The sequence below is a fragment of the Alteromonas sp. ALT199 genome (assembly GCF_018619335.1).
GTDB lineage: Bacteria > Pseudomonadota > Gammaproteobacteria > Enterobacterales > Alteromonadaceae > Alteromonas.
The window spans coordinates 24,308-47,893 of record NZ_JAHHDX010000150.1; the positions used below are offsets into that span (position 1 = coordinate 24,308).

At 43.5% G+C, this 23,586-nt stretch carries 17 protein-coding genes and 2 pseudogenes; 12 read left to right on the forward strand and 7 right to left on the reverse strand.

The genetic code is table 11. The annotated features are described in order from the left end of the window. Window position 1: 1 nt before the first annotated feature. The 4 genes from rbfA (at window position 2) to rpsO (ending at window position 3,236) form a co-directional block, all read left to right on the forward strand. Window positions 2-403: a 30S ribosome-binding factor RbfA gene (rbfA, locus tag KL866_RS16985; RefSeq protein WP_025255016.1), complete on the forward strand. Its 402-nt coding sequence runs from the start codon at window positions 2-4 to the stop codon at window positions 401-403. Continuing rightward, complete coding sequence (gene truB, locus KL866_RS16990; protein ID WP_025255017.1) at window positions 404-1,375, forward strand: tRNA pseudouridine(55) synthase TruB; 972 nt, start codon at window positions 404-406, stop codon at window positions 1,373-1,375. It abuts the gene before it with no gap. Between the two features lie 193 nt (window positions 1,376-1,568). After that, window positions 1,569-2,855, forward strand: a complete 1,287-nt coding sequence (locus KL866_RS16995; protein ID WP_214996130.1) for a hypothetical protein — start codon at window positions 1,569-1,571, stop codon at window positions 2,853-2,855. A gap of 111 nt (window positions 2,856-2,966) precedes the next feature. Then, the gene (gene rpsO / locus KL866_RS17000; RefSeq protein ID WP_025255019.1) at window positions 2,967-3,236 is read left to right on the forward strand and encodes a 30S ribosomal protein S15; all 270 of its coding nucleotides are present in this window, start codon (window positions 2,967-2,969) and stop codon (window positions 3,234-3,236) included. A gap of 180 nt (window positions 3,237-3,416) precedes the next feature. Here rpsO and rluF read toward each other — a convergent pair whose 3' ends face one another. The 3 genes from rluF to KL866_RS17015 form a co-directional block, all read right to left on the reverse strand. Beyond that, complete coding sequence (gene rluF, locus KL866_RS17005; protein WP_025255020.1) at window positions 3,417-4,166, reverse strand: 23S rRNA pseudouridine(2604) synthase RluF; 750 nt, start codon at window positions 4,164-4,166, stop codon at window positions 3,417-3,419. A 146-nt stretch (window positions 4,167-4,312) separates the two neighbouring features. Then, complete coding sequence (locus tag KL866_RS17010) at window positions 4,313-5,119, reverse strand: hypothetical protein (RefSeq protein ID WP_025255021.1); 807 nt, start codon at window positions 5,117-5,119, stop codon at window positions 4,313-4,315. A 212-nt stretch (window positions 5,120-5,331) separates the two neighbouring features. After that, window positions 5,332-6,888, reverse strand: coding sequence for a bifunctional GNAT family N-acetyltransferase/carbon-nitrogen hydrolase family protein (locus tag KL866_RS17015; protein WP_025255022.1), 1,557 nt, complete (start codon window positions 6,886-6,888; stop codon window positions 5,332-5,334). Window positions 6,889-7,201: 313 nt separating this feature from the next. Between KL866_RS17015 and KL866_RS17020 the strand changes: the two are divergent. After that, window positions 7,202-7,872, forward strand: a pseudogene (locus KL866_RS17020) (2OG-Fe(II) oxygenase). 213 nt (window positions 7,873-8,085) lie between these two features. Further along, window positions 8,086-9,770, forward strand: a pseudogene (locus tag KL866_RS17025) (response regulator). 169 nt (window positions 9,771-9,939) lie between these two features. Here the strand turns inward: KL866_RS17025 and KL866_RS17030 are convergent. Beyond that, window positions 9,940-12,522 carry an ExeM/NucH family extracellular endonuclease gene (locus KL866_RS17030; protein ID WP_214996132.1) on the reverse strand — a complete coding sequence of 861 codons (2,583 nt, stop codon included), beginning with the start codon at window positions 12,520-12,522 and terminating at the stop codon, window positions 9,940-9,942. A gap of 281 nt (window positions 12,523-12,803) precedes the next feature. Next, the gene (locus tag KL866_RS17035) at window positions 12,804-14,171 is read right to left on the reverse strand and encodes a DUF2252 family protein (protein ID WP_214996134.1); all 1,368 of its coding nucleotides are present in this window, start codon (window positions 14,169-14,171) and stop codon (window positions 12,804-12,806) included. A 303-nt stretch (window positions 14,172-14,474) separates the two neighbouring features. On the opposite strand from KL866_RS17035, the gene ahpC reads away from it, so the two are divergent. The 5 genes from ahpC (at window position 14,475) to KL866_RS17060 (ending at window position 21,269) form a co-directional block, all read left to right on the forward strand. Beyond that, window positions 14,475-15,038 carry an alkyl hydroperoxide reductase subunit C gene (gene ahpC, locus KL866_RS17040; RefSeq protein ID WP_014949268.1) on the forward strand — a complete coding sequence of 188 codons (564 nt, stop codon included), beginning with the start codon at window positions 14,475-14,477 and terminating at the stop codon, window positions 15,036-15,038. A gap of 175 nt (window positions 15,039-15,213) precedes the next feature. Next, on the forward strand, window positions 15,214-16,803 hold the full coding sequence (ahpF, locus tag KL866_RS17045) for an alkyl hydroperoxide reductase subunit F (protein WP_214996137.1): 1,590 nt from the start codon (window positions 15,214-15,216) through the stop codon (window positions 16,801-16,803). Between the two features lie 262 nt (window positions 16,804-17,065). Beyond that, window positions 17,066-19,228: a TonB-dependent siderophore receptor gene (locus KL866_RS17050; protein WP_214996139.1), complete on the forward strand. Its 2,163-nt coding sequence runs from the start codon at window positions 17,066-17,068 to the stop codon at window positions 19,226-19,228. Between the two features lie 9 nt (window positions 19,229-19,237). Continuing rightward, window positions 19,238-19,774, forward strand: coding sequence for a hypothetical protein (locus KL866_RS17055; RefSeq protein WP_214996141.1), 537 nt, complete (start codon window positions 19,238-19,240; stop codon window positions 19,772-19,774). A gap of 10 nt (window positions 19,775-19,784) precedes the next feature. Then, window positions 19,785-21,269, forward strand: coding sequence for a PepSY domain-containing protein (locus KL866_RS17060; protein WP_025255029.1), 1,485 nt, complete (start codon window positions 19,785-19,787; stop codon window positions 21,267-21,269). 51 nt (window positions 21,270-21,320) lie between these two features. On the opposite strand, the gene KL866_RS17065 is transcribed toward KL866_RS17060, so the two are convergent. Further along, window positions 21,321-21,512, reverse strand: coding sequence for a hypothetical protein (locus tag KL866_RS17065; RefSeq protein WP_025255030.1), 192 nt, complete (start codon window positions 21,510-21,512; stop codon window positions 21,321-21,323). Window positions 21,513-21,600: 88 nt separating this feature from the next. After that, window positions 21,601-22,179, reverse strand: a complete 579-nt coding sequence (locus KL866_RS17070; protein ID WP_214996143.1) for a demethoxyubiquinone hydroxylase family protein — start codon at window positions 22,177-22,179, stop codon at window positions 21,601-21,603. 223 nt (window positions 22,180-22,402) lie between these two features. Between KL866_RS17070 and KL866_RS17075 the strand changes: the two genes are divergently transcribed. Further along, the gene (locus tag KL866_RS17075) at window positions 22,403-23,533 is read left to right on the forward strand and encodes a strictosidine synthase family protein (RefSeq protein ID WP_214996144.1); all 1,131 of its coding nucleotides are present in this window, start codon (window positions 22,403-22,405) and stop codon (window positions 23,531-23,533) included. The last annotated feature ends 53 nt before the right edge of the window (window positions 23,534-23,586 follow it).

Sequence of the window (23,586 nt, forward strand, 5' to 3'; positions counted from 1 at the left end):
AATGGCTCGTGAATTTTCACGTACCGACAGAGTGGCTCAGCAAGTTCATAAAGAAGTAGCGAGCATTCTGCAAAACGAATACAAACACCGCATAGGTGATATGCCTTTAATCACGGTTTCTGATGTAGACGTATCGCGCGACCTAGCTCACGCGAAAATCTTTGTGACTATCTACAACAGCACTGAAGAAGAAGGCAAAATACAAATTAAACAGTTAGCTGAATACAAAAAATTTATTCGTAGTATTCTAGCTAAACGCCTTCGCATGCGCTCAGTGCCGGATCTTCACTTCTTTGAAGATAAATCGATTATAGAGGGCATGCGTATTTCTAATCTTGTGTCACAGACCATCGCTAAAGATGAGTCAAAGCGCGATGAAGACGATTCACAAGAGCAGGAGTAAATGGCGAGACGTCGTAAAGGCCGTGATATTAACGGCATAGTATTGCTTGATAAACCGCTAGGTGGTTCGTCAAATCAACTACTACAGAAAGTACGCTGGCTGTATAAGGCAGCCAAAGCTGGCCATACGGGCGCGCTAGACCCACTTGCCAGCGGTATGCTGCCGTTGTGTTTGGGGGAAGCTACCAAGTTTTCTCAGTTTCTTCTGGACGCGGAAAAGACCTACGAGGTAACAGCGCAACTTGGCGTTCGCACAACCACCTCTGACGCCGACGGTGAAGTGGTTGAAGAAAAGCCTGTTGAAGTCAATGAAGAACAAGTACGAGATGCATGTTTAGCGTTTTTAGGTAAAAGCAAACAAATTCCGTCTATGTTTTCAGCGCTTAAGCATCAGGGGAAGCCCCTTTACCACTATGCCCGTCAAGGTATAGAGATTGAGCGTGAACCACGTGATATTGAAGTGTATGAACTGGACGTGTTGCGAATCGAACTGCCTTTTGTCGATATGCGTATTAAGTGCAGTAAAGGTACTTATATTCGCTCTATCGTAGATGACTTGGGTCAGAACCTCGGCTGCGGCGCGTATGTGACCCGCTTACATCGCACGGAAGTCGCTGACTACCCTACGGATAAAATGGTATCACTAGACAGGTTGATTGCAATTCAGGAGTCACTGGAAGAGGGTGACTTTAAAGCCCTTGATGACCTACTCATTCCTATGGATACAGCAGTGAGTCGTCTTCCGTTTGTGACAATTAACGATGCCGAAAGAAATCGCTTCGACAATGGCCAATCGGTTAAAGGTACATGCAGTGAAGTGCTTCGCGAAGGCGTGTCTTACCGTGTTTATCATGGCAAAGATACCAGAGGTCTTTTTTTAGGTGTAGGGGAAGGTGTACTCGACCCCAAAGACCAGGGTGTACCCAAGCAAGAACTCTTCGTTAACCCAAAGCGTCGAGTTGTTTACAGTTAGTTCTTTGCAATTCTATACCAAACAGATAATACTCGTTTAAAGCCTTGCGGTTAACGCAAGGCTTTTTTTATTGAGAAATAAAGTTGTATAAAAGGCGCACTATTTAGTGATAGGTTATTTATCACTCATACTGATTTTTACTTTCTTCGAAACGTCCTAAACGGGCGAATTGTTTCATTTAAGGGATTACTCGATGATCAAATGGATTGGTTTATGGCTTTGTTCACTATGCGTGGTATTCGCTGCGGGCTACTATGCCAGTGATAAGCGCCCTACATTGTCGTCAACAACTTCTGTTCACGTAGCCAATGTCGGCGAAGGTAAAGATGAAGACGTCTTACAAGGAGCGCCACCCCCTCAGCAAGGGGATAATAAGCGTGATCAGTTACCTAAAGATTCAGCAAGTGTACCTAACAATATTAGCCTAGAATTGTGGTTATCCGACAAGCCCAAGCTTAGTTTAAAACAGATAGGCGCCTTCATTATCTCGATAAGCACGATGGGCGAGCAAGCAATTATTGATTCGCTATCAAATGTGGATACATCTATTGACGATCCAGATTCAGCCATAATTTTGTCATCAATGGTCTCTCGTTTAGTAGAACTGAACCCCCAAAAAGCATGGGACCTTGTTGACAATATGATTGTTAACTTGGATACGAAGCGGCAGTTACGCTTATCAGTCATAGTTAATTGGGCTAATCAAGCGCCTTTTGAGGTCCTTGATTGGTATATAGATAATGCTTCACTTACCTCAGGCAGGCTGGAAAACAGCATTTACCCTGTGCTCATTTTTAGAGAAATGGCAAGTCAGGACATTGATAGCGCCTTTCAGTCTATCGCTCTTGTTAAGTCAGAGAATTTAAAAAGTGCGGCTTATAGCGGCATTTTTAGTGTCCTAGAAACACCAGAGCAGTTTCGAGACACCTTATCGTTAGTAAAACGTTCGGATGACAAGCAGTTAGAAACTGATTTAATAAGTATGTGGGTACGCAAAGACGTTGAAAGTACTAAATCTTGGTTCGATACGCTAGATGACAATGAGCAAATAAAAGAGATAAAGCGCGCTGTCTTTGAAAGTTATGTAAACCAATCACCCAGTGAAGCTGCTTCTTGGTTTGTTAAACATAGTAGTAGTGAAAGCTATCAATCTGATGTTGAACACGCTGCGAGAACTATCGCATTTTTTGAACCCGACACCGCGCTAAATTGGGCGCAACGTCAAACAAATATCGATACTGAGCAAGCCGTGGCTACCTTATTACAAGGTGCTGCTTACAGATCACCGGAATTTGTAGAAGAAAATTTGGACTTACTCGTAGATCGTGACGCTAAGATTAACCTAGCTCACTCGGTGTATTCCGCTTACGGATACAAAAGTGAACGGCGGGCAGAGGATTTTCTGAACGGTTTCGAATACAAAAACGAGTTAGCTAAACGTATTAAAAAAGTGGAATCGAGCCTTAAACGGACTAATTGATGAAATTACCTTGTTCGGTCCTTGCTAACTGTACAAAGGTCATTATAATACTGCGCTCATTCCGCTTTGCTGAATTAGTGATCGGCGAAGCATTAATATTAGGAGAATGACATGTCACTAACTAAAGAAGAAACCGCAAAAATCATTGCTGAGTACGGCGTTAAAGAAGGCGACACTGGTTCACCAGAAGTTCAAGTAGCTTTGCTTACTCACAACATCAACAAGCTTCAAGGTCACTTTGCTGATCATAAGAAAGATCACCACTCTCGTCGTGGTCTTCTACGTATGGTTAGCCAACGTCGTAAGCTTCTAGATTACCTTAAAGGCAAGAACGCTGAGCGTTACCTTGACCTTATTAAGCGTCTAGGTCTACGTCGATAAGACTAGGTTTCAAGAAAAGCGCCCAACGGGCGCTTTTTTTGTGCTCGTTTTCTGACTGTATATGAATACGCCTTGAAGTGGCGCATCCCTCCTGTTGATAAGCGCTTAGAAAGGCTGAAAATCTCTAACATTTTTAACTACGTTTTGTCTTGCGCTTTTAAAGTAATAGCCTACATTGAACTATGAGCTTGACGCTGCGGTTTTAGAGGAAGTTTTTACCGCGTTTTGTAAAGTGGCTAGCTCCCGTTGGCTCAAGTTTCGCCATTGTCCCGGCTTTAATGAGTCAAGCTGTAGATGCATTATTCGCGTGCGTTTTAGTTTAGTAACCTCATACCCCAAAAATTCACACATTCTGCGTATTTGACGATTAAGTCCTTGGGTTAGAATGATAGTAAACTTGTTCTTACCGGTAGGCTTAACGACGCAAGGTTTTGTCACCGTTCCTAAAATGGGAACGCCACGCGCCATTCGTTTTACAAAGCGTTCACTAATTGGTTGGTTTACGGTAACTTCATACTCTTTGTCATGTGCGTTTTCAGCGCGAAGAATCTTGTTCACGATATCGCCATCGCTGGTAAGAATAATCAGACCTTCAGAAGGCTTATCTAGTCGGCCTACAGGGAATATACGTTCTCTGTGACGTATGGCGTCGATAATGTTGCCTTTAACATGACGTTCGGTGGTGCAGGTGATACCGATAGGCTTATTATAAACAATATATACGCGGTCTGATTTGTCTGTTGCGACCGCGCCCACTACCTTGCCGTCTACTTTTACTGTATCGCCGGATCCTACCTTTGTACCCAGCTCAGGCGGTTGGTTATTAACGGTAACGCGATTTTGCTCAATGAGTTTATCAGCTTCACGGCGAGAACACAGGCCAGTGTCGCTGATGTATTTATTTAAACGTTTGGGCGCTTGGTCACTCATTGCGCATTAAATCCTATTGCTTCTAAAAAGAGTGTAATTCTATCACGGCAACAAGAAAGGGGCGATTCGCCCCTTTCTTTTTTATATGTTAATTATTGCTTAATGTACTTGGTCGTATACTTTCACAACAAGCACCCTATGCATGATTAGTTGCCAGTAGGAGAGGGAGCGGAACCACTGCCGCCTGTTGACGAACCGCTTGAAACGACTTTGGTGGCTATTTCTCGGATCTCATTTTCCAAGCTGGTAATACGTCCTGACAAGGTCGTATTGCGCTGTTCTAACACTGATAACTTATCAGTTAGGTTGCGAACACTTTGTTGTGCGCTTTGTTTGTCGCTTGCAGATTGCTCTAATTGAACATTAACTGATAGCAGCTCATCAGCCAATGAAGCTAATTGATTTTTCACTGAGCCAATAGCCGCAGCCTGCGTTTTTACGTCGTCAGAAACCGCACTTACATTTTTGTTTATTGCGGTTTGAACATTACCTACGCGATCTCCAAGATCAGCAAGCTCTTGTTGATTACGGCGCCATGCTGATGCCCATAACTTGTCCATTTGTTCCCATAACTCATTTGTCTTATTCGTCAACTCTGTGACTTTAACTTGAAGTGCTACGGTAGATTCGCCAATTTCTTCGCCAGTTGCTGATAGCTTGTTTTCCAACTGCAAAATGCGCTTCTCGGCTTGCTCAGCAACAGCTTTCTGCTGCTCAAGCATGGTGTACAAGTAGTAGCATCCGCCACATGCCGCTAAAGCAATTAGAGCAACTAATACAACCCAAATTCCGTTGCTGCTTCCACCATTTGATGTCTGACGGTTAGCCGAAGAGGAGGAGGGGGGCGTAGTCGTCTTAGTTGGAGCAGCTTGTCTTTTCGTCTGGTAGTCTCGACGGTCTTCTTCATCCAATCTTATGGTTGGAAACTCATCGTTTTTTGAATTATTTGCCATAGTAAATTAGTAATCTCTTTATGTAGTGCTCTCTTCACGGTGTCGACATCTTCTGTGTCAGTTCAAAAGAGCACATTTATCTTTGCGCACGAATTCATGTTATCGCTAAATTAAAGGAAATTCTATGGCTTATGTAGAATGCCAATAAACCATAAGCCAAAGAACCTGAATTTTGAGCAATTTCGTCATTCGTTTCACGACAAAATATGGAGCTAGCTTTTATCGCCAATCCACTCTACACGATACAAATCACGGCGCCGGTCGAGATAGTTTCGAACAGAACCCTCGTTTTGTAGCTTAGTTAGTTTGTCTAGGTCTAAATCAACTATCAGCGTCATTTCAGTGTTTGGTGTAGTCTCAGACACGATAGCGTCGTGGGGGAACGCGAAATCACTGGGTGAAAACACTGCAGTCTGTCCATATTGAATATCCACGTTATCTACCTTAGGAAGGTTTCCTACACTTCCTGCTATAGCAACGTAGCACTCGTTTTCAATTGCTCTTGCTTGTGCACAGCGGCGAACCCGCAAGTAGCCATTTTTTGTGTCAGTCCAAAACGGGACAAATAAAATCTGCATTTCTTGGTCAGAAAGAATTCGTGCTAACTCAGGGAATTCCACGTCATAACAGATTAAAACGCCAATTTTTCCAAAATCAGTATCAAATGTTTTGAGACTGTTTCCGCCTTTCATTATCCAATCCTCTTTTTCATGAGGCGTTGGGTGAAGTTTATACTGGCTCTCGATAGTTCCGTCTCGCTTGCAGATATAGCTTACGTTATACAGTTCTTCTTCCTCTACCACGGGCATAGAACCCGCGATAATCGTAATATTGTACGACACGGCTAAGTGAGACACTGCGGTCAAGATCTCGTCGGTATAGGTAGCCAGATGCCAAATCGCGTCAATGGAAGATTCTGAAGGGCTAAGACCCATTAGTGGCGCATTAAAAAATTCTGGGAACAAAGCTACATCGCAGGAGTAGTCCGATAGTGCATCAACAAAATACTCAACTTGCTGAAGGAGTTCTTCTACATTATTAAAATAGCGCATCTGCCACTGGATACACCCTATCCGAGCGCTTAATTTTCGACTAGCGATTAGCGACGGAGTACCTGGCTCATAATAAATATTATGCCATTGAAGTAATGTGGCATAACCTTTTGAAGCTTCATCTTCAGGTAGGTATGCTGTCATTACCTGCTTAACTTCAAAGCCGTTTGACAATTGAAACGTCAGTATTGGGTCGTAAATATCTTTTAGTTTTACCTGTTCGATGTATTCATAAGGCGACAGCTCATTCGCATAATTTTTATAGTTGGGGATGCGGCCCCCAGCCATTATCGATTTTAGATTTAAGTTTCGGCAAAGTTCCTTGCGAGCTTCGTAAAGGCGACGGCCCAAGCGAAGGCCGCGATACTCAGGACAAACAATAACTTCTACGCCGTAGAGCACATCGCCGTTTGGATCATGAGTGGTTAAATAAGCATCACCAGTTATTTCGTCGTAGCTATGCTTGTCACCAAACTGGTCGTAATCAACAATGACAGATATCGCGAAGGCGACCACTTTGCCTTTATCTTCAATACATATTTGTCCTTCGGGAAACGTGGTCACCTGTGCTTTGTAATTAGAGTAAGGCCACGCGCCGCCAACGTTGGCATACACCTTATCCATTAACGCTTTTACGTCGTTGTAGTCGTCCAGTCTTAAGTTTCTTAAGTCTAGATGATGCTCCGTTTCTTCTATTTGTGTTTGATCTTGACTCATGGGTTACTCTTTTTGCTAAGAATTTGGGTTTGCACATTATTTTATTATAGATAAATGGTCGTAAGATTTACCGTTTATTAATCAATAAGTAAGCAAGAAACGTGCGACATATGCACGTGAAATACATCGACGAACTATTAAATGCTAAACGATAGTGTTTTTTTCTTCTCTCGATAAAAAAATAACGCGTAATTTTAAGCGTGAGGCAATTGCAACAACTTCAAACCCCGCGTATAAGTGCGCTAATTTCTTAACGTAAAAAGCTCGTCGCGATGAACAATTTGCTATGGGCTTACAAAGCATCAATGCACCAATGAATAGAGACCAACTTGCGTTGTACCAGCCTCTTCGAGTATTTGACGAGGCCATATTTGAAAATATCGTCGACGACTTAGTCACCAGTGGTTTTTCTATTCAGAGAATGGGCTACCTGGTTTTATTACACAAGCGCTTCTTGCTTGCCAGCGTTCAATTTCTGAAACTGAATATAAAACGGCTGGTATTGGCAGAGCAGAAAATTATCATAAAGCTGACAAAATAAGAGGTGATGAAATTTGCTGGATCACGGGCACGTCGAAAGAAGGTGCCTTGTGGCTTAATTGGTGCGAAACAATGCAGCAGTACATTAATCGCGCGTTATTTATGGCGCTATTTTCATTTGAAAGTCACTTCGCATGCTATGAGCAAGGTAAATTTTACAAACGCCATGTAGATGCGTTTAAAGGCCAGGGCAATCGGGTGCTATCGCTTGTTGCGTATTTAAACAGCGACTGGCAAAAAGCTGACGGAGGTGAACTTGTTCTTTACGCCAATGAAAATGATCATATTGGTACAAGGGTGCTACCAGCGAAAGGAACATTTGTTGTGTTTCTTAGCGAAGCTTTCCCACATGAAGTATTACCCGCTGCGCGAACGCGCCATTCTGTTGCAGGCTGGTTTAGAGTGAATGGTAGCGTGAATGACAGTATTGACCCTCCACGTTAGTATCTAAAAGGCTATACTTATGTATAATGCGATTGTGCTATATATCTGATGTAATAACGCTATGCTTTGAACGTAAGCTGACTGAAACGCTAGTTTAAGCGTAAAAGTTTTACTGTTTGAGTATTGCCATAGCGATAGCATAGTGAGTTGTTCACAGTAAACGTCGACGTCTATTGTGCCGCTTAGGGAAAAGAAGTAAGAAGTGATTGACTAATGCTGGAAAAAATACCTGCCCCCACCCCTAGAGAAGAGCTACATGTGCTGGTTATCGATAATCAGGGGCTAGTTCACGATGTTGTCTCATCAGCATTACACCAAATTGGAATTGAAAACGTTAGCAGTGCCTTTAATGCATTTCATGCCAAAAGGTTATGTGAGGCAAAGCAGTATGACTTTGTATTGCTGGCTTTCAACGTAAGTCACGACAAAGATGGCTTTCATCTTTTTGAAGAGTTAAAGCATCTAAATCACATCAACGACACGACGACAGTAATATTTTTAAGTGCTGAAACCTCCCCCGAACTTGTCAACTGTATTGTTGAGTTACAGCCTGACGACTTCTGGGTTAAGCCGTTACAGCTAATAAGATTGAAACGCGCTTAGAATACCTAATACAAGTTCGTTTGAAGCTGCATAAAATGCTCCATTGTATGCAAATTTGCGACTATTCAACCGCTATGTATTATGCAGAGAGGCAGTTAAAAGACCCATCGCTTTGTGAGTATCACACTAAAATAAAACGTCTTATAGGCGATTGTTTATTGCAACTGCGCGACTATGAAACTGCCGAAGATTACTTTAGAAAGTTATTGCAGAGTATGGATCATGCTTGGGTTCATATTGGCTTAACTCGTTCGTTACTGCGTCAAGATGAACTAGAAGAAGCGCAGCTGTTGGTTGATGATTTGCTGCAGCGACCTGATACACGGTTTCTCACCTTTGACTTGCTCGCACAGTACTTCATAGAGAAAGAGCAGTTTGATATTGCTTACGAACAAATGAAAGAAGCAAGTCGTCTTGCGCCTCGCAATATTGAGCGCAACAAACGACTATGGGATTTGGCGAGACTTAATCACGACAAAGCCGGGCAATTATCTGCAGTGCAAAATATGGCAAAGTATGCCAAAAACTCAATTCATGACTCGCCGCAGCTCACGTTAAATGTCATTCGTTCTACCATTGATTTGGCGACAAGCTTAGGTAATTCAGATGGGGAAAAATACCTGAAGCGAGCAGAACATGAGCTTGATGAACTCAGACAACAGAAAGGCATGCAGAGCCAATTTTCAGAGCAGATAGACGTTGTTAAGTCTCGGGTGCTATGCCTAAGAGACGACAAGCGCGAGGCAGAAAAGTTGATGGAGGGTTGTTCTGCTTCTACAGAAGGACTGTCTATGGAAGATAGCCTAGATAAAATGAAAGCCTTTCATGAACTTGGCATGCGCGAGCACTGTGTCAGTATTCTAGATAAACTTAGAAAACAAATAGAAGGTGATACTTTTACTTCTCAAGTGGTTAACGAGTACCTCAATCAAGAGTCGATTGAACGTACCGAAATTCAATTTACCACAAAAGAACTTAAACAAATGGCGGCAGTGAACTACAAGGAAAACCGTCTTATTCCAGCGTATAACAACTTACGACAGGCGTTGACACTATCACCGAAAGACAAGCAAATCGCGTTAAGTCTGCTCAAAGTCATTACTCAAATGCATCTAGACAATGGACTAAGTGAAGAACAAATGAATTCGGCGCAGCGTGCTGCCAAATTGCTATGCGCTGAAGAGTTATCGGCGACCCAAGCGGAAAAGCGGGACCAGTATATCGCTAGAATTGGCATTGAAGTGGATGTTACTAATGCTGCTGACTTAGTCGGTGTCGTCGTCGCTAAAGTGTGATTTGTGACTTGGACTATTTGGTGCGCTGAAAAAGCGGGCTAAAAAGGGGCTAAGGGTAGTGCAGATACTGCTGCTCGTGCATACACAACGTCAAAATGGAAACCGAAAAAAGCTGCCTTGAATTCAAGGCAGCTTTTTTATTTTAAGAAGGGTTTAATCCTTTCTTCTGTTATTTTTTAACAGCAGTAGCACGACGGCGAAAGCCAATCACTGCGGCTAGCAGTGCAAAAATTCCTCCCATAGCTCCGCCTGAGCTTTTGTTACCCACTTCCTCGTCAACTACGTCCGCTTGCAGATTGAATGTCGCGATGAATGGGTCATGGTCAGAGCTTCTAAAGGGACCAACGTCAGTGAATGCATAGCCTTCTTCATCTGGATAGAAACGAAGCGCTTGGTCGTATTGCAATTGGTAAGCCTCAACAGAGTTGATATTCCAATGAGAGCCATCAATAGCGTCTGCAAGCATAGCTTCACTTGCTAAAACGTGGTCTAAACTACCTACTTGTTCGGTACCGTAGAACCAATATGAAAAGCCTTCTTCATCAAACTCTTCAGCTAAATTGTGATAGCCGAAGCTAGATTCAATTTCAACCGAAGCTCCATCGTTCATAGCTGTATTTACCGCAGTGGTAATAGTGTAGCCACGAGATTCAGGTGTATAATCGGTGAGTACTGCCACGGGATCTTCAGCACTGTACGCGTTCAAGTCGCCCAAGATTACCTTGCGTTCTGGCAGATTATCATCGCTTAAAGCATTGCCTAATGTAACTGCTGCCGATACGCGAAACGCGTTACAGCTGCCTTGAATTGTTGTGATTTCAGACGGCTCTTCGGCAATGTCTTCAGCGCACTGCGAACCTTTAGACTTAAAGTGGTTAACTGCTACTAAGAACGACTTGCCACTTTCTGTGTGTACAAAAGATTGAAGAAGGCTAGGGCGCATGCGTGCAAGACTATCTTCATCGATTTGTTGTACTGGCATTGCAACAATTGTAGCGTCGCCTTCTGGCGCTATTACTGAAGCCTTGTAAAGCAGGCCTACAGTGATAGCATCTGTGCCAATTTCGCTACCGTCACTTGTGGCAACAAATGTGTATTGCTCGGTTTCACCTAGTTCAGCATTAATGGCATTTACCAGTGATTGAATGGCGCTATCATCACCGAAACCATCGTTTTCGATTTCCATTAGGCCAACAACGTCAGCGTTAAGGTTAACAATAGCTTCAACGATACGACCTTGTTGCAATTCAAACGCTACTGCGTCATCTGCACCGCGGTTTTGGTCATAATCAAACGTTACATCGCCGTTTTCGTTTACTTCGCCATTAAAGTAATTAAGCACGTTAAAGGTGGCAATTGATAGGTTGCCTTCTGTAACCACTGGGTTTGCTTCACGGGTCGATGTTACTTCAATAATGTCGCTAGGGTTAATTCTGTAAGTACCAAAGCTATAGTTTAGTGGGCCAGCAGCAGAAACCGAATCACCAATGCGAATAGCATTAGCGTAGCTGAAAGTAGGGAAGAAACTCAGTGCATCTGGGTACTGAGAACTGCTGTTATCTTCGATAGTAAGCAGGCTTGTCTCGCTTGCTTCTATAGCGGCTGTGTAAGCATCTGACAACGGCGCTGCCACATCGCTTGGCTGACGCTTAATCTTGTCGCTGAATACGATTTCGCCGAAGCGCCAAAGGTTGTTTGTACTTGTTACTGTTGCGTTAGTCACGCTAACAACCATACCTTCAACGGTTTCAAGGTCAAGCTCGTACGGCATAGCAATCTCTACCACCGCAACAGCATCTGCGGTGCCGCAATCAAGTGCAGCAACATCGCTATCCATGGCAAGGGTCGTCATGCCATAGTTTTCTTTTACTTCACCATAAAGGCGAATGATGTTACCGGTGGCAACATCAACACTGCCGTCTACGAACAAACCTTCAGAGGTTTCATCGTCAGCGTCGTAATCAGATTCCTCTTCTTGAACAAAGAAACCGTCAGTGCGAGTGCCTGTTACAATAGCTTCGATAATAACGCTATTGCCTACTTCAGCAGAACTGCTTTCACTACCTTGAATAGCACTAATAAGTGTTGCATCTGTGCCACAAATACCAAGCTCAACAGCAGGCTCTTCTGGTACGTCAACAACGTCGTCACCGCCACCTTCGGTGGTAAATGTACCGGCAGGGAAGGGAGTCTCTGCATCTGTGTTTGTAGTTGAACCGTCAAGCGCGTCAACGCCACTGTAAGTCCAGTTAGATACTTCAAAACTGCCGCCATTAGCCGATTGACCAGACGTGCGGTATGCCCAACCATCTAAATATTCCCATGCGGTGCCGCTGCCGTCGGTGTTAATATCACCAAACGTATCGATAACGCTACCATCTTTGAAAAGCTCAATAGCATCGTCACCATTAATTCCTAACTCAGATGTATCGTAGTCTGGTGCAGAACCGAAAAACGCGGTAAACCCATCAATTTCTGATGCTACGTAGATATAAGAGCCAGCGCTTGCAGACGTGCCAGCTGGGAAGGTGAATTCCTCTCCATCTGTTCCACCACCGTTGTTCGCTGCACCAATGCCGTATGCAGATAAATCTGCAATGTCGTTGACCACAAAAATTTCTACAGCTTTTGGAACACCGCCGCTCAAAGGCCCATCGATGACACCACTAATAACTAAATCGTTGGCATGAATGGCGGTAGATGAAAGTGCAGATATGATCCCTGCAGATAGTAATGTTAATGATGTTCTCACGTCATTTCCCTTTGTAGTATTCATTATTTTTAAATCACAGACTCTAATATTTTTGTTTTACAGATCTGCCAGAGCAGAGCACGCTGTGACGCGCAATTTTAATATTGCTTGTTCTACCGTAGGGAAATTTTTGAATAGTAGAAATGACTTAATATTATTCAAGCTGTTTTTAAAATAAATCAATAAAAACAAACCCATAATAGGATTAAGTAAACTTACTCATACCTTTAACTTCTAATTAAATATGAATGTAACCATCAAATAATACTACTTCTTTTTTATTAGGATGCTTCGCTTTTTGCTATGCGATTGCCGCCAAGTTTTTTCAGTTGGATATGCTCAGAAAATAAAGCGTGATCTTCAACTACTTGTTCCGCATAGAGATTTGCTATCTTTATAAGCAAGCACTTTATCTGGGATAAGTTATGAGATGCTGAATAAGCATATCGTGTACTTCTTCTGTCTCCGCGACAGTGAGCTAGAGCAAGACTATATCCGCACAGTTTCGCAAAGTATTCAAAGCCGCCATTTACAGCTTTAGTACCCATAGCAATATCTTGAGGGTCGATACCCACTTTCGCGTGGTGCCTAGAACGGATTAAGTAATGTGCATTTTCAAACTTTACCTCATCGAGAACAAGATCAGGTTTTCTTTGCATTCTTCGTTGGCAGCGAGCGGTAAGGTGGGCTGCATTCAACCGGTTAACCGGATTGATACTAGGGAAGTAGTGTATGGGAGCCGCCACACGCTGCTGCTTAACTTCTACAATATGACAATGTGCAAAGCTCGTTTCATTATGTGGTTTAGATGGTCCGACTAAAAAGTAATAGCGCGCCATATTTACTGACCCGGTTCCAGCGTTTAGGCGTTTAACGATATCGACCACTGTATCGTCCATGTAAGGGGCAAACGCTTCATGTAGCGTTTTGTATTCTTTTTTGCTTAACGTTGCAAACTTCTCATTGTCGGGTTTAAAGCCGAGTGTTTTGTTATTAAAAAACACCGCTTTAGCCAGTGCGCTTTTAGATGCGAAGTCTTCTCCGCCGGCGCTGCGAGCGCGCGCTTTTTTATAAAGTTTAATTAACTTACTTGGTATGGCATCTGGGCAATAATCAATTGCTTCGTTAAGCACTTTGCCATTTTCTACTACTCGGTTACAAGTTTCTACATATTGCTCAATAAAGGCGTATTGCGCATTTATAACTTGCTGATGGCTGACAACTGGTTTTGAAATGTCAACGTCATCACTTATATAGTTTCCTTTAACCACACCATGGCAGTGTCGTTGAGCGAGGTGTAATGAAGTGAGGAAGCGAATTATGTCCCACTGCGCTTTGCCAACGCACGCATCGTCAAAGTCATTAGGTGAGAATACAACCGTATCGCCATGAGACCCTTCTTCGGTAAGAAAACCAAAATTAGAAGTGTGGCAATCACCCATAATACTCGTAAGAGGAATATGTGCGCACGCTGCTGGAAATTCTATAACGCCACTTTCAATATCGGCATAAAATAATTGGGCGCTACCTCGGAAAAATACAAAAGGGCTAGCAGTCATTTTTAAATGTTTAGGTAATTTCACAGTCGGTGATTGCCCGTCAACCCGGTTTATTTCTTCGATAATGTATTGAAGTCGATTTTGTTGCATAGCGTTAACTACCTATTCGTTGCGCTTATTAAACCTTATAAAGCTCGTATTCAGCGCTTTAATTTTTCAATTTGTCGCTATTTTCATCGTTCAATTCAATAACCTGATTAAGCGATTCATTTTTACCAATTAGTTTTTTTTTACAATGCGCGCTATCCTTATCACCAGTTTCAAGAGACATAAATTTTCGCACTGCGTGACTATCTTCACAAAAGCGTAAAACCATGTCGACACAATAAACGTAAAGTTTGTATCCGTATGTATTTAGCGTGCGGAAAATTTAAACCAAATGGAGAATAAAACATGGCATTGATCAATACTGCTATCAAACCTTTTAAAGCGACTGCATTTAAAGACGGCGAGTTCGTAGACGTAAGCAGCGAAGACATCAAAGGTAAATGGGCAGTTTTCGTATTTTACCCAGCTGACTTCACATTTGTTTGCCCAACTGAGCTTGGCGACATCGCTGATAAGTACGAAGAGCTTCAGTCTCGTGGCGTAGAAGTATTCTCAGTATCTACTGACACACACTTCACCCACAAAGCATGGCACGATTCTTCAGACACGATCAACAAGATCAAGTTTGCAATGATTGGCGACCCAACTGGTGAAATCACGCGTAACTTCGATTGTATGCGTGAAACTATGGGTCTTGCCGACCGTGCAACTTTCGTAGTTGACCCAGAAGGTATCATCCAAGCGATGGAAATCACTTCTGAAGGTATCGGCCGTGATGCAGACGACCTAGTACGTAAAGTTAAAGCTGCTCAGTACGTGGCAAACAACCCAGGTGAAGTTTGCCCTGCTAAATGGAAAGAAGGCGAAGCAACACTAGCACCTTCACTTGACCTAGTAGGCAAAATCTAAGCAGCACCGCTTAGTGCCTAATTCAGCAGGATAAGCTGTAAGTAAAAGAGTTAGGCAGACAGTTTGTAGGGAGTGGGTCTCCACTCCCTGATTTTAATTTCCAGTTTCCGCTTATGTTGTTAACCTCTCAAAAGGTTGGCGGGGATCGGCGTGTCGAAAATAAGGCAGAATAACCGTGTTAACTAAAGAAATTTTACAAGCATTGAAATCATATGCTGAGTCAATGCAGAAAAACGTAACCTTTGTCGTACAGACCGGTGAACATAGCAAGCGCGAAGAGCTTGTGAAGTTTCTGTCCGACATTGCTTCAGTAAGCGAAAAACTTAATGTTGAAGAGCGTGAAACGAATGGCGAATTACGCAGCTCTATTAGTTTCCTAGTAGAAGCTGACGGAGAAGATACGGGAATACGTTTCTCTGGCATCCCAGGCGGTCATGAGTTTAACTCACTTGTTCTTGCCATGCTGCATGCATCAGGCACTGAACTTAAGCTAGATGATAGCGTTCAAACATTGGTTAAAGCCGTTAAAGAACCACTTAACTTTGAAGTGTTTATCAGCTTAAGCTGTCACAACTGCCCGGAAGTCGTTCAGGCACTTAATCAATTCGCGTTGATTAACCCTAACATCAAGACCGAAATGATCGACGGTGGGCTATATCAAAACCTAATTCAAGAGCGCGACATTCAAGGTGTACCAAGTGTGTATCTTAATGGCGAGCTATTCGCGAACGGTAAAGTTGATGGTTCAGTACTTATCAATAAACTTATCGAGCGCGACCCTAGCCTCAAAGAGGCAAATAAGGGCGACGCATTACCGCTTCAAGACGTTACTGTTATTGGCGGCGGCCCTGCAGGTGTTGCGTCAGCAATTTACTGTGCTCGTAAAGGCCTTAAAGTAGCCATCGTTGCTGAAACTTTCGGTGGTCAGGTTAAAGATACTATGGGGATTGAGAACCTTATCTCTGTGCCTAAAACGACAGGGCCTGAGCTTGTAGGTAACCTAATGGAGCATGTTCGCGATTACGACATCACGCTGAAAGAGCACGTACGCGTAGATAGTATCGAGAAAGGTAATATCAAAACTATTACGCTTTCTTCGGGCGAGCAAATTCGCACCCGCACGGTTATCGTTGCAACCGGTGCACGCTGGAGAGAACTAGGTGTTCCAGGCGAAAGAGAGAACGTAGGTAACGGCGTAGCATATTGCCCGCACTGCGATGGTCCTTTTTTCAAAGGAAAAGACGTTGCGGTAATCGGTGGTGGCAACTCGGGTATTGAAGCTGCGTTAGATTTAGCTGGTATCGTGAAATCAGTAACGGTATTTGAGTTTATGCCAGAGCTTAAGGCGGACCAAGTACTTATCAATCAGGCTGAAAAGCGCGATAACATCACCATTATTAAAAATGCGGCAACGCGTCAAATTACGGCCGAAAATGGCAAAGTGAACGCGATTGAATATCAAGACCGTTCAACCAATGAAGTTCACACTCGCGAACTTGCTGGTGTATTCGTTCAAATTGGTCTAGTGCCTAACAGCCAGTTCATGAAAGACACGGTAGAGATGACGCAGTATGGTGAAATCATCGTTGATGCTAAGTGTCACACTTCTGAGCAGGGTATCTTCGCCGCCGGTGATGTAACGACTGTGCCCTATAAGCAAATCGTTATTTCGATGGGCGAGGGAGCTAAAGCGTCACTAGCCGCCTTTGAATATTTGCTTAGCCATGAAGTAGTTGAGACTGAAGACGAGAGCGAAGCTGCATAGTAAGCAGTTGGTAAATTAAAAGTATGAATAAGCCGAACTAACCCTGTTAGTTCGGCTTTTTTATAGATTGTTTTCTGTCAGGGATGCTTTGTTATTTTTATGTCTGAGAACTTGTATTCAATAATGGTAATGAAAGTGGTTATCATTTGCATGATATTTTGTTAAATTAAACCAAAGTATTGGTTAGTCACTCAGCATTCGTTATTTTCAGAGTGGGTGAGCGGACAAAACACAACAAAATATTCAGAAGACAACACTCGACATGAACAAAAAATTACTTAGTTTAGCGGTAACGGCTGTATTGGTGTCTTATGCCAATGCTCAGGAAAGTGACACTAACGCTGCACAGGCTTTGCAAGGTAGCGGTAGCGAGGTAACACCGACAGAGCAAACAGCAGTTGAAAAGATAGAGGTACTCGGCACGCGTTCCCCCTTCGGTGCAACTAAATCTAATACGCCAATCGTTGAACTTGCACGTACCATATCAATTGAAACGGCATTAGATTTAAAGCAAAAGGGTGTGTTGAATCTTTCTCAGTCTGCTACTTACATGGCGGGTGTGACGGGAGAGTCTTTCGGATACGCTACCCGAGTCGATTCAATATCTTCAAGAGGACTAAGTATTCCTCGCTATCGCGACTCTATTCAAGAGTTGTTTGGCAGCTACAATTCGACGCGCGCTGAAATTTACACAATGGAACAGGTTGAGCTGCTCAAAGGGCCAGCCTCTGTGCTTTACGGGCAAGGCTCACCAGGCGGCATCATGAACTATGTTTCAAAGACGCCCACTCTAGGTAAAGGAAGTGAAGTCGTATTGTCTTACGGAAGTTTTGACCGGGCACAGGTTGGGTTGGATGTGAACGGTAGCCTATCTGAGGATAATAAATGGGTAGGACGCTTTGTGGGTATTTATAGAAATGCTGACTCTCAGGTGGATTATGTGAGTGATGACACGCAAGTACTCATGCCTTCACTTTCTTTTATGCCTTCAGATGATACAACGTTAACGCTTATTGGATTATTTCAAGATACAGATAGCGATACGGCGGCACAGTTTACTCCAGTCGAAGGTACGCTGCTGCCTTTAGCCGATGGTACATTTTTGCCAGATCAAGATGTTTATGCAGGCGAGCCGGGTTTCAATAAATTTGACACTAAGTCCAATCAAGTTACTTTACTTGGTGAGCATTTGATTAACGATACCACGTCAGTTTCATTTACCGCCTTATGGAGAGATGGCGAAGCAGACTACCATCAAGCTTGGCCAACCTTTACAGGTGGAACCCGCTATCTAAACGCTTTTGTTGGAGCGCCGGTAGCGCCTACCGATACCTTTGTGCCGAGAACGTTTTATCAGGCAGACAATACGTTTAATCAACACGCTATTGATATTCGAGTAAACAAGCGCTTTGCAACAGGTTCTTTCGAACACGAGTTGCTGGCAGGTGTTCAATACCAAGATGTTAAAACTGACGCCAACTCTGCTTACTATGCAGGTGGCGGGGTTTTACAAGGTGACTTTAGATACATTTTAGATTTGGCTAATCCTGTGTATACGGGCGCGCCAGATCAAGCTATTTTCGACGCTATTTATAATGATGCGCCAGAGCAAACTGTAACAGATACAGGGTTGTATTTATCAGACCAGATTGCTTATAAAAACTGGCGAATGACATTGGGTTTACGTCACGATAGAGTAGACAACGATACTGGCGTGACAGATCAAGATGATACGCAGACCTCTTACTCCGCTGGCGTGTTATACCGCTTCGATAACGGCATCTCCCCCTACCTTAGCTATGCGGAGTCATTCGAAACTGTGGTGGGATTAGATAACGACAATAATCAGCTTAAGCCCGAAGAAGGCCGCCAATACGAGGCCGGGGTTAAGTATGAACTGTCGGCAGTGCCAGGTTTTATAACGCTAGCCTATTACGATATTGAAGTGTCTAACCTTCCTAATCCAAATGGTTTGCCAGATGAAGCCGCACAGCAGCAGGGCGTTACGTCCATCGAAGGTGTAGAGCTGGAAGGGCGCTTGAACCTTGGCGAGATAACTGCACAGTTTGCGGCGTCTGTCATGGATGCAGAGGATCCAAACGGTTTGTCGTTGTCGGCTCAGCCAGATAGCAATGCGTCGCTTTGGGTAAATTACTCTCCACTTGAGCTTGAAGCGCTAACCATAGGTGCAGGTGTTCGCTATGTTGGCGAAACGGTCTCCGAAAATGGCGCGATTCGCTATGTAACACCTAGCTATACGTTGGGTGATTTAATGGTGGCGTACGAGCTATCGAATAATGTGAACTTGCAGCTGAATGTACGAAACGTAACTGATAAAAAATATCTTACCTCTTGCTTGTTTAGAGGAGACTGTTTCCCTGGTGTTCGTAGAACAGTGAACGCATCGCTTACCTACTCGTTTTAAGGAATGATCATGCTTTCAGTTGCAGCAGGTGGTTTAACACTCGCGGCCTTAGGGGTTGTTTATAAAAGTTGGCGTGACCAAGCGTCAACTTATCTTTATTTAGGATTAGCCGTATGGCTGGTTTCAGCTGTGTGCTGGTCTAGTGCGCAGGGTTGGGAGTTTGGCGTGTTATATGCTTTGTGTATTCCTGCAATTCTAGTCTGGCCATTCATTGCATTAAATCAAACGTTTTTGCCACAGCCTAAAAACGTACCTCAGCCCAGGGGCTTTGACTTTGCACGAGGCACAGTATTGGCAAATGTAGCAAACTATTTCGTTGTACTGGTTGTTCTATTGGTTGTCAGTGTTCTAATAACGCTATGCGTATGCGCGCTGCTTCCATTTTCAATCGCAGGCCAGTTAGCTACTGGTACTGTTCTACTGCCAATTTTGTGGGGGCTTATCGTTTATCACTATCTTGCCACCGCCCACAAATTGAAAGTAATTGGTACTTACGCGGTGTTGTCGGCGGCTTGCGTACCAATACTTGTTTTCTTACCCATGTAGGTGAATATCAATGGATAAAGTTACAAAACAAAATGCATTAAATGCACATACTTGGGTTGGTGTCTTTTTAAGTGTACTGCTTTTTTTAGTATGCCTTTCAGGAACGGTTGCCGTATTCCACCTAGAATTTGAAAGGTGGGAACAGCCTCATATTGAAGAGATGAAAAATGTTTCTCCACAGGCAATTGAAAAAGCTATGGATAGCTTCTTAGCTCAACATACCGAAGAATCTCACCACCTCTTTGTTGTATTTCCTACATCAGATATTCCACGGTTGGTGGTTGAAAACGACCATGTAGCGTATTTTGCTGATAGCGAGGGTAATTTGCTGGAAGAAGAAAGTGTTTCTTTTACGCAAATGCTAGTGGACCTACATTTATATTTAAACCTGCCGCATAGTTGGGGAATGATTTTAGTCAGTGCCTTAGGCGCTATCATTTGCACCTTGGTTATCACAGGCATCGTCGCTCATAAACGGATTGGCAAAGATGCATTCAAACTGAGAAGAGGCGGCAATGGCCAGCAAGCTCAGATTGACTTGCACAATCGGTTTGGTCTGTGGGCTGCGCCGTTTCATCTAATCATTGGGATTACTGGTGCCTATTTTGGCATGGCGGGCATTATTTTAGTGGTTGTTGCTTCGCTCAACTATGGAGGCGACCGGGATGCCGTTATCGAACAAATCTTCACACCTGACCCCGTATTAACACCCCAAGAAGGTAAACCCGCTATTGGAAAAGCCTTCGCGCAAATGGAAACTCTTGCGCCTGAAAAGTCGCCAATATTCTTAACAGTGCACGAAGTTGGTGAGCCTGAGCAGTTCATTGAGATTTATGCCAAAGCGCCAAACCGCATGATTTACGCAGAAGGGTATCGTTTCGATACCGCCGGAAATTATATCGGTAATGCTGGCTATGAAGATGGAGAATGGGGCAAGCAGCTTGTATGGGCCATGTATCGACTGCATTTTGGCGATTTTGCTGGCTTAACCAGCAAGTGGTTCTACTTAGTATTAGGCATCATGCTAACCATGCTTTGTGTTTCTGGCATGGAAATTTGGCTGTCTAAAAAAGCCCACCCACCTTTAGCGAGCAGGCTTTGGTACGCCGTAGTCTGGGGCAGTGTTAGCGCTCTGGCCTTAACCGCAGCCGTTGATATGTTTTTTGCCGGTTCTCTTATCGCCGTATTTTGGTGCCTTATGTTATTTAATACGGCTGTGACGGTGGCAGTTAAGTCATTGACAAAACCCGTATGGTTGCTTTTATCTGGCTTAAGTGTACTTGTGCTATTAGTCACTTATGCTGCCGTACACCAAGATGCTGCAATGTCTATCGCTTCACTTCAATTAAATATCCCAATGGCTGTATATGTGGCCTGGAGTTTATATCGCGCAATTGCGTTAATTAAACGCACTGAGAAGGTTGGCGCACATAATGGAGAGGATGGTCGTAGTGACGTGAATCAAGGTGCTCAAGGAACCAGGGTTAACGCATAATTTTTAAGATAACTAATAAGGGGCTGTAACTAGCTCCTTAGTTTGTTTTGACTAGTTACGCTTTTTTCTTTTCCACGTCCCGCCATACATGTAGTCTTCATGACTCTTTACCAGTGCTTGGCATGCCTTACACACAATACGCCAGTCTTCTTTGTCACTACGGCGAACACGAAATTGCGTGTCATCTTCAACACCGCAACTGTCACATGGCTTTGGTGGTCTCAGTCTGGCTTTCTTTCCCACGTTGCAAACTTCCTTTTGTCACTCGGCTATCGTACAAAATTTACTTAAGTTGCTACCATAGGTTGTCCAATCAAAATTAAGGCTTAAGCTAAATAAGCCTTACGATGGCAACCGCAATGGAAGACCCTTTTTCAACGGCCCGCCCCCACAACCTCATGGGTAACGATGGCTCTTGTGTCATTAACGATAAGGCTTCATCTCTAAGATGCTGCTCTTCTTCCTGACAATGTTTAAATCGTTCTATCACGTTCGATGGTGGCAAAGGCAGTGCCAGCATACTTTTACATTGACTGTCGTAATGCGCATCAACAAATTGTTCTACGCTATAAATAGTATAGAAAAACCAGTTTCGGCCAAAAAGACGCGGCAAAAAGCCGGTCACAAAGCCTGCGGCTATCCATAGTGGCAGTATGAAACTACCTCGAAAGCACGGCATCTCACTTTCAAAAATAGCCAGGTGCCGGCGTTCTGTTTCGAGATGCTCTCTTATAAAGCGTTTTGTATCGTGCCTGCTGTTGTTGATGTGAAACAGACTAGAAACAAATTCAGCAACCATTGCTCCCCGGTAGATCCAAACAGCACCGGTTTCGCCAGCATGACTTGCACGTAGTTCCTTATCTACCTGCTTTGCATTATTAGCCCCAAGTGACTTTGCGTAAAATGGCATGACGTACTCCAACGGCGTTTTACTAAAAAACGATTGAGCGGTGTAAATGGATGCCATCTAACGTATTTGTAATACTCGTTAGTTTGGGTATTTCAAATAGATTGATTCGAATTTTTGAAGCTTTGACTAATAGTGTTCTATTTAAAAACGAAAGCAGTGTAAGTCGCGTTTACTTGCTAAGGTAATTAAAAAATATGAGGATGACGACATAAGGAGTGCGAGAATGAAAATTTTTTGGGGTTCACTTATTTTAGCTTTTGCTTATTTATTATTATGGCCGGTACCTATCGACCCGGTAAGTTGGAAAGCACCCACCAATAGCGGGTTTACCAAAGAGTTTACAGAAAATCAGCTGTTGTCAGAGCTTACGCTTATCGATTTAAAGGGGGATGAAGGGCCAGAAGATTTTGCGGTAAATAAAGACGGAACCATCGCCACAGCAACCCATTCTGGCGCAGTGTTGTTGATGAAAAAGGGGCAAACGTCATTTACGCCATGGATTAATACCAACGGACGCCCCCTTGGTCTTGAATATGATAACGAAGGAAATTTACTTATTGCCGATGCGCATTTAGGGTTGTTAATTGCAAATGCGAAAGGCGAATTGAAAACGTTGGTCGATCAAGTAGCGAATGCGGCCGTGGTATACGCCGATGATGTTGATATTGCCAAAAATGGAAAGGTTTATTTTACCGATGCGACAACTAAGTTTGCCGCAAAAGATCACGGTGGAACGCTTTCGGCAAGCCTGCTAGAAATTTTAGAGCACAAAGGAAATGGCAGGCTAATTGAGTACGACCCATCAACGTTTTCGAGCAAGGTATTGATGGACGGTTTAGTTTTTGCCAATGGCGTTGCAATAAGCCATGATCAGAATTCAGTATTGGTAAACGAAACCGGTAAATATCGTGTATTGCGCTATTGGCTAATTGGGCCAAAGCAAGGCCAAGTAGACGTGGTGATAGATAACTTACCCGGTTTTCCTGACAATATCAGTCGGGCTGTCAGTGGCGGGTATTATCTAGGTCTTGCTTCACCCCGTTCAGCCCCAGTTGATGAGCTATCAGACAAACCTTTTGTTCGCAAAATGATTCAACGTTTACCACAGTTCCTGCGACCACAAGGTCAAGCGTACGGGCATCTTTTAAGGATAAGTGAAAGTGGAGAAGTGCAACAATCTTTTCAAGACCCAAGCGGTGCTTATCCTTTTGTAACGGGCGCCATAGAGACCGAGCATGGTTTGTTTATTAGTAGTTTAATTGCTCCTGCCGTGGGTGTTGTTCCTCTTAGTAAAAAACACTCAACAACTGACGTGACTGATATGGATGTTGATGCTAACAGTGGCAATAACTAGTGACGAAAGATAGTGGTGGTAATACGACTGGAACGTAGAAATAGATAAAATTT